Consider the following 13,809-nt stretch of genomic DNA (forward strand, 5'->3'; position numbering starts at 1 on the left):
CCGGCGCCAGCCCTTCCCTCACTTCGCCGGCTTGAGCACGATCCTGCGCTCGGTCACCTTCTCGATGGCCGCGCGCGAATACAGCAGCGGGAAGTACTCGCCCTTGAGCCACTTGTCCGCCAGGTCGCGGTAGTGCGGGCTGTCCGGGTCGCCGGACTGGCCCGGCGAATTGACCGCCCACGAATTGTCCCAGTTGCCCACGTCCACCACCACGCGGAACGACGGTCCGTTGGTCTGGCGGAAGTCGCTCACGCGATAGGTCGACTGGTTCGGCGAATAGGCGCCACCATGCTTGGGCAAGGGCCCCACGTTCAATTTCTTGCGCGTGGATTCGTCGACCACCTCGGCGAAGGGATGCGCCATCAGGTTGTGATGCAGCTTGCCCCACTGCCATTGGGTGGCGTCGGCGCCTTGCAGCCTGACCATCTCGGCATAGGCCTGGCCCAGGCTGGACAGCAGCACCTGGTCGCGCCGGGCGCGCGCCTCGGCCTCGGTGGCGCCGAACGCCGGCACCGGGCTTTCCAGCGTGTCGAGCAGCACGGCCGTGTCGGGCGCCGCCATGGCATCGGCCGCGGCCTTGGACAACACCGCCTGCTTGAACGCCGTGCCGAGATGACGCGACAGCCACACCTCGTAGAGCGCCGGCTGCGCCGCGTCGCTGCGCTCCACATAGTCCCAGTTGCCCAGGATCTTCAGCGCCGCGGCGGTATCGGCGTCATCCGAGGAGAGCGGCTTGAGCAAGGCCGCCAGCCTGCGGGCGGGAATGGCGAGGTCGTCGTTCTGCAGCTTCATCGAGTCCTGCAGCGAGACCTTGGGCAGGCCGGCCAGCACTTCGCTGATGCGGGTAAAGCGCGAATTGTTGGTCCACTCGAAGCCCAGCTTGCGCTCCTGGTACGGATAGTCGGCCGGGATGTTCATCTGGTTGGCCGAGGCGAACCAGCCCTGCTGCGGGTTGTAGGTCGACGGCAGCTGGTCGCCGCGCCAGAAGCCGGCCCATTCATAGCGGCCGTCGCCGGGCACCGGCAACAGGCCGTCCCAGTTGGGACGCTTGGGCGCGAGGCCGCCCGGCACCCAGCCGATGTTGCCCTTCACGTCGGCGTAGACCTGGTTCTCGGTGGGCGCGCCCCAGTTCAGCATCGAATGTTTGAAGCTCTTGAAGTCGCGCGCGCGCATGTAGTCGATGCTGCCGAAGTAAGGCGACATGCCCGGCTCCAGCCAGCCCGAGCGCACCGCGTAGGCGCGGTTCTTCTCGCGGTCCACATAGATCACCGGGCCGTGGCGGGTAAACGTCAGGTCGGCTACCGCCGGCGCGCCGTTCTTCACGCGCACGGGCTCGTGCAGCACGCGCATCGCCTCCCACTTGCCCTGGTACTTGTACTCATTGGGATTGGCCGGGTTGAGCTCGTAGACGTAGAGGTCTTCCTGGTCGATGTTGAAGATGGTCAGGCCGAAGGCGATGGTGCCGTTGTGGCCGATCGACACGCCCGGCAAGGCCGGTTCGCCGGCGCCGATCACGTCCAGCCCGGGCGCGCTGATGTGGGCGATGTAGCGCAGCGAAGGCGCCGAATAGGCGCGGTGCGGATCGTTGGCCATGATGGCGCGGCCGGTGGCCGACCTCGACGGCGCCACCACCCAGTTGTTGCTGCCTTCCTGGGTTTCCTCCAGGTTGGCGGCAGGCTCGGCGCGCACCAGGCGGCCGTCGGCGTCGGCGGCCGAGGCGTTCAGGCTGGCCTTGGTCAGCCGCACGTCCTGGGTCGCCAGCGTGAACACCTTCAGCAGGTCCTTGGGCAGGCAGGGATCGAGCCCTTCGGGCATCTGCGCGGTCCATTTCGGCGTGAGGCCGAAGCGCACTTCATCGGATTTCAGGTCGGCGGCGCAGGCCACCTTGGCGCGCGCGACCTCGCTCAACAGGTTGCGCGTCAGGCCGTGACTGCGGATGCGCACCACATCTTCGGCCTGCCACTTGGCCGGCAGGTAGCCGAGCTGGCGGAACTCCCAGGGCAGCTGCTCCTGGTGCAGCGAGACGTAGTCGATATAGGCGTTGATGCCCTCGACGAAGGCCTGCGCCACCTGCTCCGCCCCCTTGCCGTAGGAATTCCACTCGCGCCGCATGTCGCCGCGGTAGAGGAACAGCCGGGTAGCCTTGTCCTGCGCCAGGTAGGCCGGACCGAACACTTCCGCGAGCTGGCCCAGCCCGCGGCGGCGCCACAGGTCGATCTGGAACAGGCGGTCGCGCGCGGCGTTGAAGCCCTGCATGAAGAAGGCGTCGCGCTGGCTGCCGGCGAAGATGTGCGGCACGCCCCAGCGGTCGACCAGGATCTCGGCGCGCTTTTGCAGGCCGGGGATGGCGATGGTCTCGTTGCTGGCGGTGGGGGGAAGCCTGAATGCCTGCGCGTCGCGGGCGTGGGCTGCGGGGATGAGGGCGAGATGAATGGAACAGCCCAGGGCGGCGGCGATGATGCCCGCCTGGTGTTTCAATATTGGCATCTGTGGTCTCCATGTTTCTTTTTATGGGAGACCTACTTTACTCCATGCTTCTCCAGCGCCCAAGCCACGTGTTCGCGCACTAGCGCCGACGGATGAGCCTGGCGCGCGCGCAATGCCGCGACCATGCCGGCGTCGCCGCGATGCGCCTGCGACTGCGCGGCGTTGCCCAGGCCCACCGCCAGGTTGCGCAGCCAGCGCTCGTGGCCGATGCGGCGGATCGCGCTACCCTCGGTGTTGGTCAGGAACTCCTCCTCGCTCCAGCCGAACAGCCTCACCAGGCTGGAATCATCCAGGCCGTTGCGCACGTCGAAGTCGGCCAGGGCGGCGCGCTGCGCGAACTTGTTCCACGGGCAGTAGAGCTGGCAATCGTCGCAGCCGTAGATGCGGTTGCCGATCAGCGGGCGCAGCTCCTCGGGGATGCTGCCTTTCAGTTCGATGGTGAGATAGGAGATGCAGCGCCGCGCGTCGAGCTCGTAGGGCGCCACGATGGCCTGGGTCGGGCAGACGTCGATGCAGGAGCGGCACTGGCCGCAATGCGGCGTGACCGGCTCGTCCACCGGCAGCGGCAGGTCGGTCAGCATCTCGCCGAGGAAGAACATGGAACCGGCTTCGCGATGCAGCAGCAGCGTGTGCTTGCCCTTCCAGCCCAGGCCGGCCTTCTCGGCCAGCGCCACTTCCATCACCGGCGCCGAGTCGGTGAAGACGCGGTAACCGAAGGCGCCGATCTGCCCCTCGATGCGGATGGCCAGCTGCTGCAGCCGCGAGCGCAAGACCTTGTGATAGTCGCGGCCGCGGGCGTAGACCGACACCTGAGCCGCCGCCGGGTCGGCGCTGCGGGCTTCTTCGCGGGCGCGCCAGTCGGCCTGCTGGCCGTCCCCGGGCGCCGGCAGGTAGGGCATGCGCACGCTGACCACGCGCACCGTGCCCGGCACCAGTTCGGCCGGGCGCGCGCGCTTCATGCCGTGGCTTGCCATATAATCCATCTCGCCGTGATACCCCTTGTCCAGCCAGGCCTGGAAACCGGCCTCGCGATGCGACAGGTCGACATCGGCGATGCGCACCTCGGCGAAGCCCAGGTCTTTTCCCCAGGCCTTGATGGCGGCGGCGAGTGCAGACAGATCAACGGGATCGACGGAAGCGGTCATGAACCAGAAAACGGAATCGGAAATCAAGTAGTGAGCAAGCAGAGTCTTCACCTCCACCTGCCCGACGAGGCGGCCACCGCCAGGCTTGGCGCCGACCTGGCGCAGGTGCTGACGCCGGGTCTGGCGGTCTACCTGCACGGCGACCTGGGCGCCGGCAAGACCGCGTTGACGCGCGCCTTGCTGCATGCGGCCGGCCACCAGGGGCGGGTCAAGAGCCCGACCTATACGCTGGCCGAACCCTATGAAGTGAAAATCGCAGACCGCATGGTAACAGTCATCCACTTCGACCTGTACCGGATGGCCGGGCCGGAGGAGTTCCTGGATGCGGGATTTCGCGAACATTTCAACGAAAACACCGTCTGTATCGTCGAATGGCCTGAAAAGGGCAACCCGGTGTTGCCGCCGCCGGACATTCACGTCAGCCTGATGCTTGCACAGCACGGGCGTGATGTAGAATTACGTGCGTTGTCTGACAAGGGTCATCAATGCCTCGCTCGACTGAAATTCGCTCCGAACCTGTAAAGTCCAAAAGCCGCCGCACCATCCTCAAAGCAGGCGGCGCCCTCTTCGTCTCCGTCGTCACTCCCCTGCCCGCCTGCGCCTCGCAGATCCTGGCGGTGCGCGTGTGGCCGTCCGAGGACTACACCCGCGTCACGCTGGAAAACGACAGCGACCTCAAGGTCACCCACTTCGTGGTGAAGGACCCGGAGCGCCTGGTGGTGGACATCGAAGGCATCGACCTCAATAGCACCTTGAAGGACCTGGTCGCCAAGATCCAGCCCAACGACCCGTACATCCGGCAGGTGCGCGTGGGCCAGAACCGCCCGAGCGTGGTGCGCCTGGTGTTCGACCTGAAGGACGAGATCAAGCCGCAGGTCTTCACGCTGGCCCCGGTGGGCGAGTACAAATACCGTTTCGTGATCGACCTGTACCCGGCCAATCCGCCGGATCCGATCGCCGCGCTGATCCAGAAGGGCGACTGGATGAAGGAAATGCCCAAGGACCCGGCCCAGGCGCAGGCCCAGCCGCAAGCGCCGGCCAAACCCGACCCGGCGCCGCTGGCCGAAGCCAGGCCGCCGGTGGAGGACAAGCCGGAAAAGAATCCCAAGGTGGCCCAGGACGAGCCGCGCCTGCAGCTGACGCGCATGATCACCATCGCGCTCGACCCCGGCCACGGCGGCGAGGACCCCGGCGCCACCGGCGCGCGCGGCAACCGCGAGAAGGACGTGGTGCTGTCCATCGCCAAGCGCTTGAAGCGCAAGATCGAGCAGTATCCCAACATGCGCGTGATGCTGACCCGCGACGCCGACTTCTTCGTGCCGCTGGGCCAGCGCGTGGTCAAGGCGCGCAAGGTGCAGGCCGACCTGTTCGTGTCGATCCACGCCGACGCCTTCGTGCAGCCCACCGCGCGCGGCTCCTCGGTGTTCGCACTGTCGGAGAAGGGCGCCAGCTCGACGGCGGCGCGCTGGCTGGCCAACAAGGAAAACTCGGCCGACCTGATCGGCGGCGTCAACATCAAGACCCACGACCGCCAGCTGGCCAGCGTGCTGCTGGACCTGTCGACCACGGCGCAGATCAACGACAGCCTGCGCGTGGGCAATGCGGTGTTGAAGGAGATCGGCGGCATCAACAAGCTGCACAAGGGCGCGGTGGAACAGGCCGGCTTCGCCGTGCTCAAGGCGCCGGACATCCCCAGCATCCTGATCGAGACCGCTTTCATCTCCAACCCGGAAGAAGAAGCCAAGCTGACCGACGACCATTACCAGGACCAGATGGCCGACGCGATCCTGACCGGCATCCGCAAGTACTTCGCCAAGAACCCGCCGCTGGCCAAGAACAAGCTGACCTGATTCACGCTACCCGGGGCCCGATCTTCGCGCCCCAAATCAAAAGCCCCGGCCTGCATCGCAGCGCCGGGGCTTTTTGTTGTTCTTACGGGTCAGATCAGGTCGAACTCAGGCGTTGCTGACCTTGCGCTTGCCGCGCAGCTTGCGCCACACCTGCCAGCCCGCGCCCAGCACGATGGGAATGATGGCGCCGATGATGCCGACGATGACCAGGCAGTTCAGGTTCTGCTGCACCACCGGAATGTTGCCGAAGAGATATCCCAGCACCACCAGGCCGACCACCCACAGGAAGGCGCCGAGCACGTTGAACAGCTGGAACTTGGCGAAGGTCATGGCCGACACGCCGGCGATGAAAGGAGCGAAGGTGCGCACGATGGGCGTGAAACGGGCGATGACGATGGTCTTGCCGCCGTGCTTCTCGTAGAAGGCGTGGGTCTTCTTCAGCGCCTCGGGGTTGAGCCAGCGGTAGTTGTGCGTGTACACGCGATGCCCCACCAGCGAGCCTATCCAGTAATTGAGGGTGTTGCCGGAAACGGCGGCCACGATCAGCAGGGCCATCAGCACCCAGATGTTCATGGCGCCGGTGGCACAGAAGGTGCCGGCGATGAACAGCAGCGAATCTCCGGGGAGGAAAGGCAGCACCACCAGGCCGGTCTCGCAGAAGACGATCAGGAAAAGCACCGCGTAGATCAGCGTGCCGTACTGCTCAATCAGGAAACCGAGGTATTTGTCTACGTGCACCAGCACGTCCAGCAACTGCAGATAATCCATAAGCCCCATCGTCTGGAAATCATCGCGGCTGGCGTTTCCGTGCCGCGCGGTCGATATTGCAATGATAGCAACATCTGGAAGACGAGTGGTCACCTCATCCGACGACCCATCATACACCATCGTTCCCGGCTCTTTTGGACTAGAGTAAAGCGGATAGCCACAATTTTCCGCTGCTTTGCAACAGCCGACGTGACTGTAAATTACGGTTCGCACTCTTAAGAACGCATGTGCGACGACCGATAACAGCCGTGGCGCTCCATACACCGGCGCGCCGCTTCACTAAACCAAAAGGGGGAATACAGGTGAGCATCAGTCTGAAAAATACAAAGATAGGGATTCGCCTGGCAATCGGCTTCGCCGTCATGGTCGTGCTGCTGGTCTGCGTGGGCGGGCTGGGCCTGTCGCGCATGGCCGAACTGAACCGGCAGATGGACGGCGTGACCAACAACCTCTATCCCAAGACGGTGCTGGCCAACGACGTCGTGCTGCAGGAGAACGTGATCCTGCGCTCCACGCGCAACCTGCTCCTGCTCAACGACCCCGAGCGGCTCAAGCAGCAACAGGACATCATCGCCGCATCAATCAAGAAGATCGGCGAGGACATGCAACAGCTGGACAAGACCATCATCAGCACCCGCGGCCGCGAACTGTTCGGCCAGATCCAGACCGCCCGCACCGCCTACATCGCCAGCAGCGAAAAGACCGTGCAGCTGCTCAAGGACAACAAGCGCGAGGAAGCCATCGCCGCCATGTACGCGCCCAGCGAGCAGAACCTGCGCCAGGCCTACCTGGACAAGGTGGGCGAGCTGGTGCGTTACCAGGACCAGCTGATGCGCGAAGCCTCCGACGCGGTCCACGCCCAGTATGAAGAGGCGCGCAACCTGACCCTGGGCCTGATCGGGCTGGCCATCCTGTTCGCGGTGGCGGTGGCCTGGCAGCTCACGCGCAGCATCACGCTGCCGCTGAACCACGCCGTCAGGCTGGCGCGCACGGTGGCCGACGGCGACCTCACCAGCCGCATCGAGGTCACCAGCCGCGACGAAACCGGCCAACTGCTGGGCGCCCTGCAGACCATGAACGGCAACCTGCAAAAGATCGTCACCCAGGTGCGCCAGGCGACCGACACCATCAACACCGCCTCCGGCGAGATCGCCACCGGCAACCTCGACCTGTCCTCCCGTACCGAAGAGCAGGCCAGCTCGCTGGAAGAGACCGCCTCGGCCATGGAAGAGCTGACCTCCACCGTGCGCCAGAACGCCGACAACGCGCTGCAGGCCAACCAGCTGGCCGCCTCGGCCTCGGAAGTGGCGCTGCAGGGCGGCAGCGTGGTCGGCGAAGTGGTGCAGACCATGGGCTCGATCAACGAGTCCTCGCGCAAGATCGTCGACATCATCGGCGTGATCGACGGCATCGCCTTCCAGACCAACATCCTGGCGCTCAACGCCGCGGTGGAAGCGGCGCGCGCCGGCGAGCAGGGCCGCGGCTTCGCGGTGGTGGCCTCGGAGGTGCGCTCGCTGGCCCAGCGTTCGGCCACCGCCGCCAAGGAAATCAAGGAACTGATCGCCGACTCGGTGGAAAAGGTCGGCAACGGCAGCAAGCTGGTGGAACAGGCCGGCGTGACCATGGGCGAAGTCGTCAACAGCGTGCAGCGCGTCACCGACGTGGTGGCCGAGATCTCCTCGGCCAGCAAGGAGCAGAGCAACGGCATCGAGCAGGTCAACCACGCCATCTCGCAGATGGACCAGACCACCCAGCAGAACGCGGCGCTGGTCGAACAGGCGGCCGCCGCCGCCCAGGCGCTGCAGGAACAGGCCAGCCGCCTGACCTCGGTGGTGAGCGTGTTCAGGATCGATGGCATGGAAGCCGCCCCGGTGCGCGCGCAGGCGGCATCCGCAGCGCCCGCGCGGGCGACGCCGGCGGTCCGCGCGGCAGCGCCGAAGGCTGCGGCCACGGCCGCCGCAGCGCCCAAAAAGTTGCCGGAAAAACAAACCGTTCCGGCAGGCAAGCCGGGTCGCGACGACGCCGACGATTGGGAACAATTCTGAGCGCCGCCGCGGGCGTTGCGCGCCTGCGGCGAAGCCAGCACAGACGAGGAAATTAGGCATATGATCAAGCGAGGCGGCGCGCAACCGGGGCAGGCGCCGTTACCGGCAGACCAGGGGGTGCCTGCAATGCATAGCCATGAGCCGTTTATTGGTGACTTGAAACATCGGCAATTGCCGAGCGACGAGCAGGAAGCCTTGCTGGCAGCTCTCTCGCGCTCGATGGCGATGCTCGAATTCACGGCCGACGGCACCCTGCGGGACGTCAACGACAACTTCCTCAACCTCCTGGGCTACCGGCGCGAGGAACTGATCGGGCAGCATCACAGCATGCTGTGCGACCCTACCTATGTCGCCACCGGCCACTACGAGCAATTCTGGCAGCACCTGCGCGCGGGCGACGTCATCTCCGGCACCCTGCAGCGCCGCCGCGCCGACGGCAGCACCCTGTGGCTGGAGGCGATCTGCAGCCCCATCCTGGATGCCGGCGGGCAGTTGCAGAAGGTGATCTCGGTGGCGGCCGACATCACAGCCTACATCGACGATTCGCGCCAGAGCCACAGCGTGCTCAACGCCCTGAACCGTTCGCTGGGCGTGGTCGAACTGTCGGCCGACGGCATCATCCTCTCGGCCAACAGCAATTACCTCAAGACCATGGAGTACCTGGCCCACGAGCTGGTGGGCCAACCGCATCGCATCCTGTGCCCCGACGACTACGCCCAGAGCCCCGAATACGCCGCCTTCTGGCGCGACGTCTGCCACGGTCGCTTCTTCTCCGGCCGCTTCCAGCGGCGCGCGCGCAACGGCCGCACGGTATGGTGGGAAGCCACCTATTCACCGGTGCTGGACGCGCGCGGCAAGCCCGAGAAGATCATCTGCATCGGCGCCGACGCCACCTACCGCGTCACGCGCGAGGTGAGCGACCGCGAGCACCTGCACCTGCTCTCGCTGGGCATCAACGAGACCGACAACGCCGTCATCATCACCGACGACAGCAACCGCATCGTGTTCCACAACATCGGCTTCACCCGCATGCTGGGTTTCCAGGCGCAGCAGGTGATCGGCAAGCGGCCGCATGAACTGTTCGCCGCCCATCCCAACTTCGTCAAGTCGATCGAGCGCTGCCACGGCGAGCTGCTGCAGGGGCGCAGCTTCCACACCGAAGAGCTGATCCACAACATGAACGACCAGCCGCTGTGGATGTCGGCGGTGGTCAACCCCATCCTGGACGCGTCGGGCAAGCTGATCAACGCGGTCTGCGTGATGACCGACATCACCAACACCAAGGTCCACGAGGTGCTGCAATACCGCGTGCTCAACGCCATGGCGCGCGACTCCTCGCTGACCGAGCAGATGAACCTGCTGTGCGAGGAAGTGGAGCGCGTCGCGCCCGAAGTGATCGCCTCCATCCTGCGCGTGGACGAACAGGGCCGCCTGCATACCCTGGCCGGCCCCAGCCTGCCGGAAATCTACAACCGGGCCATGGACGGGGTGCAGATCGGCGCGTCCGTCGGCGCCTGCGGCGCGGCGGCCTTCAGCGGCGAGCCGGTGGTCAGCGCCGACATCGAATCCGACCCGCGCTGGGACGACTTCCGCCACCTGGCGCTGCCGCACGGCCTGCGCGCCTGCTGGTCCACGCCCATCAAGTCGTCCGACGGCAAGGTGATCGGCACCTTCGCCTTCTATTACCGCCAGCCGCGCAGCCCGAGCGCCTTCCACCACCTCCTGGTGGATGCCGGCCTGCACCTGTGCGCGCTGGCCATCGAACGCGAAGCCTCGCGCGCGCGCATCCACCAGCTGGCCTTCTACGATTCGCTGACCGGCCTGCCCAACCGCAGCCTGCTGCTGGTCCAGGCCGGCCAGGCGATCGCCACCGCCGAGCGCGGACGCAGCACGGTGGCAGTGATGTTCATCGACCTCGACCGCTTCAAGCAGGTCAACGATTCGCTGGGCCACCAGGCCGGCGACGAGCTGCTGCGCACTGTCGCCACGCGGTTGCAGTCGCAGGCGCGACGTTCGGACATCGTCGGCCGGCTGTCCGGCGACGAGTTCGTGGTGGTGCTGACGCAGTACGACGACAACCACCTGGCCGAAGTGGTCAAGCGCATCCAGGACCGGCTGTCGCAGCCGGTGCACATCAACGGCACGCCGCTCAATCCCTCGGCCAGCATCGGGGTGGCGCTGTTCCCCGCCAACGGCAACGACATCGAGACGTTGCTGCACCGCGCCGATATCGCCATGTACCAGGCCAAGGCGGTCAACCGCGGGCGCTTCAGCTTCTTCAGCGAGGAAATGAACAGCATGGCGCAGGAGCGCCTGGCGCTGGAGGGCGCGCTGCGCGATGCGCTGCGCGGCGGCGATTTCGAACTGCATTACCAGCCGCAGATCCATCTGCGGGATCATCGCCTGCACGGCGTGGAGGCCCTGGCGCGCTGGCCGCATCCGCAGCTGGGCAATATTTCCCCGGGGCGCTTCATCCCGATTGCCGAAGAGTCGGGCCTGATCGGCGAGCTCGGCAAATGGGCGCTGGAGGAAGCCTGCTTCCAGCTCTCCGACTGGCGCCGGCGCGGCATCAAGGTGCCGTCGATCTCGGTGAACCTGTCGGCCACCAACTTCCACGACCTGGAGTTGCCGCAGTTCGTCAGCAACCTGCTGCAGCGCTACTCGCTCTCCCCCACCGACCTCACCCTCGAGATCACCGAAACCGTGCTGATGGACACCAACCCCAGCACCAACCAGACCATCGCCGCGGTGCATGCGCTGGGCGTGCCGCTGGCCATGGACGACTTCGGCACCGGCTACTCCAGCCTGGGCTACCTGCGCAAGCTGCCGGTCGGCGAACTGAAGCTGGACCAGAGCTTCGTGCGCGACATGGTCAAGGACGAGGCCGTGAGCGCGCTGACCAACGCCGTCATCCGCATCGGCGAGAGCCTCAAGCTGATCGTGGTGGCCGAAGGGGTGGAAGACGCCGACCAGTACGAACTGCTGATCAAGCAGGGCTGCGACGTCGCCCAGGGCTATTACTTCTCGCGCCCGCTGACGGCGGACAACCTGGAGATCTGGATACGCGACTTCATGGCCGGCAAGGAAAACCCAGGTTGAGGTGAAGCCGGGGCGCCGCGCCGTTCCACCGCGCGGCACACAAACTCACCAATTCTTCGCCAGTGATGACAGCTTGAAATGTCAAAGAATTACTTTCCGAATGGAAAAACAACAGCCTCGGATAATGTGGGCGCAAACATCGCAAGAATTTGAGTCAAATCAAAGACCTGTCGATATACTTCTGCCTTCCCCAGCAAATCCAGAGATGTCAACGTAACCCGCCAGGATCCACAGCCTGGCCGCTTTTGTATTTCCCCGGCAGCCGTATCGCCGGCCGGCAAGTTCAGCAAGCGCAGTATCGGCGCCCGTCCAGGGATGCCGCTGGTTGCACCGATTGACCGATTGCGGTCTGCAAGGCATCTCGATCGGCATTTGCACGATTCCTCGTTTCGCTTTTCAAGAACAAGAACACTTATGGCTACTTACATGTCCGCTACGGCGCGTCGCGCGTCCCTGTTTAACCGATCGGTCGGTGCAAAACTCACTGCCCTGACGGTGGCCCTGGTGGGCGCCGTCTTCGTCATCGCGCTGCTGCTGATCACCTACTCGACCTCGCGCATGATGGAACAGCGCTCGATCGAGCAGATGGGCAACGAGGCGCGCAGCGTGTCGCACATGGTCGAGATGTTCGACCACTCGGTCAACAGCCAGGTGGACCGCTTCTCCACCATGTTCGGCAACGAGTTCAGCGGCAAATTCACGCTCGACGAAGGCCGCACCATCCAGATCGGCGACCGCGCCACGCCGGCGCTGCAAAACGACGGCCGCGACCTGAACATGGACTTCACGATCCCGGACCGCTTCACCGCCGAGACCGCCGTGACCGCCACCATCTTCGCCAAGACCGGCGACGACTTCGTGCGCGTGTCGACCTCGCTGAAGAAGGAAAACGGCGAGCGCGCCATCGGCACCCTGCTCGACCGCGCCCACCCCGGCTACGCCGCGCTGAAGGCGGACAAGAGCTACAGCGGCCTGGCCACGCTGTTCGGCAAGCAATACATCACCAAGTACGTGCCGATGAAGAACGCCGCCGGCCAGATCATCGGCGCGCTGTACGTGGGCATCGACATCTCGCCCGACGTCAAGGCCCTGAAGGACAAGATCAAGGCGCTGAAGATCGCCGACACCGGCTTCTTCTATGTGCTCAACGGCAAGGAAGGCAAGGACCTGGGCGTGATGATCGCCGGCGCCCCGCGCGAGGGCAAGGAAGAAGGCGCCAGCCTGCTGGAGCTGAAGGACGCGTCCGGCGACAACTACATCAAGGCCATGCTGGCCGAGAAGGACGGCTCGCTGCACTACACCGCCGCCGACGGCCGCAAGAAGATCATCGCCTTCACCCGTTATCCGGGCTGGAACTGGGTGATCGCCGGTGAAACCTACGTCGACGAGATCACGCGCGAAGTGCGCAGCATGCGCAACCTCTACATCGGCTTCGGCCTGCTGTTCCTGGCGGTGCTGGGCGTGATCCTGACGCTGATGGTCAACCGCACCGTGACCCGTCCGCTGGACGCGGTGTGCGACGCCGCCGACCGCATCGCCGCCGGCGACCTGACCACCCGCCTGCATGTCACGCGCGGCGACGAGATCGGCCGCCTGATGGGCTCCTTCAACGGCATCAGCGAAGGCCTGTCGGAAGTGGTCGCCAGCGTGCGCGCCGGCACCGACGAGATCAACACCGCCGCCAGCGAGATCGCGGCCGGCAACCTGAACCTGTCTTCGCGCACCGAGCAGCAGGCCGGCGCCCTGGAAGAGACCGCCTCGGCCATGGAAGAGCTGACCTCCACCGTCAAGCAGAACGCCGCCAACGCGGTGCAGGCCGACGAACTGTCGAACTCGGCTTCCGACGTCGCCAGCCAGGGCGGCGAAGTGGTCGGCCAGGTGGTGCAGACCATGGACGCGATCAACACCTCCTCGCAGCGCATCGTCGACATCATCAGCGTGATCGACGGCATCGCCTTCCAGACCAACATCCTGGCGCTGAACGCCGCCGTGGAAGCCGCGCGCGCCGGCGAGCAGGGCCGCGGCTTTGCCGTGGTCGCCACCGAAGTGCGCACGCTGGCCCAGCGCTCGGCGGCCGCCGCCAAGGAGATCAAGGAGCTCATCGACGCCTCGGTGCAGACCGTCGGCACCGGCGGCCAGCTGGTGGCCCAGGCCGGCTCCACCATGGGCGACGTGGTGGCCAGCGTGCAGCGCGTCTCCACCGTGATCAGCGAGATCACCACCGCCAGCCGCGAGCAGAGCGAAGGCATCGACCAGATCAACCGCGCCATCGCCCAGATGGACGAGACCACGCAGCAGAACGCCGCGCTGGTGGAAGAAGCCGCCGCCGCGGCGCAGTCGCTGCAGCAGCAGGCCGAGCGCCTGGCGGCAGCCGTCAGCACCTTCCGCATCTGAGGCTGCAAGCGGCAAGCGGCC

General features: G+C 65.7%; 8 protein-coding genes. 5 read left to right on the forward strand and 3 right to left on the reverse strand.

The window, feature by feature from the left end; all coding sequences use genetic code 11:
• Positions 1-18: 18 nt before the first annotated feature.
• Both CEJ42_RS10810 and queG read right to left on the reverse strand, forming a co-directional pair.
• Positions 19-2,487, reverse strand: coding sequence for a penicillin acylase family protein (locus CEJ42_RS10810; RefSeq protein WP_088751047.1), 2,469 nt, complete (start codon positions 2,485-2,487; stop codon positions 19-21).
• 32 nt (positions 2,488-2,519) lie between these two features.
• Positions 2,520-3,632, reverse strand: a complete 1,113-nt coding sequence (queG, locus tag CEJ42_RS10815) for a tRNA epoxyqueuosine(34) reductase QueG (protein ID WP_088751169.1) — start codon at positions 3,630-3,632, stop codon at positions 2,520-2,522.
• A gap of 30 nt (positions 3,633-3,662) precedes the next feature.
• Here queG and tsaE point away from each other — a divergent pair, with 30 nt between their 5' ends.
• On the forward strand, positions 3,663-4,154 hold the full coding sequence (tsaE, locus tag CEJ42_RS10820) for a tRNA (adenosine(37)-N6)-threonylcarbamoyltransferase complex ATPase subunit type 1 TsaE (RefSeq protein ID WP_088751049.1): 492 nt from the start codon (positions 3,663-3,665) through the stop codon (positions 4,152-4,154).
• The gene (locus tag CEJ42_RS10825) at positions 4,118-5,482 is read left to right on the forward strand and encodes an N-acetylmuramoyl-L-alanine amidase (RefSeq protein WP_079216673.1); all 1,365 of its coding nucleotides are present in this window, start codon (positions 4,118-4,120) and stop codon (positions 5,480-5,482) included. The genes tsaE and CEJ42_RS10825 overlap by 37 nt, the downstream gene beginning before the upstream one ends.
• 105 nt (positions 5,483-5,587) lie before the next feature.
• Here CEJ42_RS10825 and CEJ42_RS10830 read toward each other — a convergent pair whose 3' ends face one another.
• Positions 5,588-6,250 carry a VTT domain-containing protein gene (locus CEJ42_RS10830; protein ID WP_079216674.1) on the reverse strand — a complete coding sequence of 221 codons (663 nt, stop codon included), beginning with the start codon at positions 6,248-6,250 and terminating at the stop codon, positions 5,588-5,590.
• Between the two features lie 308 nt (positions 6,251-6,558).
• Here CEJ42_RS10830 and CEJ42_RS10835 point away from each other — a divergent pair, with 308 nt between their 5' ends.
• From CEJ42_RS10835 to CEJ42_RS10845, 3 genes are all read left to right on the forward strand, one after another.
• Entirely contained in the window at positions 6,559-8,295 is a 1,737-nt protein-coding gene (locus CEJ42_RS10835; RefSeq protein ID WP_420840757.1) for a methyl-accepting chemotaxis protein, read from the forward strand.
• Positions 8,296-8,421: 126 nt separating this feature from the next.
• Positions 8,422-11,394 carry a sensor domain-containing protein gene (locus CEJ42_RS10840; protein ID WP_088751052.1) on the forward strand — a complete coding sequence of 991 codons (2,973 nt, stop codon included), beginning with the start codon at positions 8,422-8,424 and terminating at the stop codon, positions 11,392-11,394.
• A 414-nt stretch (positions 11,395-11,808) separates the two neighbouring features.
• A complete protein-coding gene (locus CEJ42_RS10845) occupies positions 11,809-13,788 on the forward strand; it encodes a methyl-accepting chemotaxis protein (protein ID WP_079216676.1) in 1,980 nt (659 codons plus the stop codon).
• Positions 13,789-13,809: the final 21 nt, after the last annotated feature.

The sequence above is a fragment of the Herbaspirillum robiniae genome (assembly GCF_002213415.1).
In the GTDB taxonomy this organism is placed as follows: domain Bacteria; phylum Pseudomonadota; class Gammaproteobacteria; order Burkholderiales; family Burkholderiaceae_D; genus Herbaspirillum; species Herbaspirillum robiniae.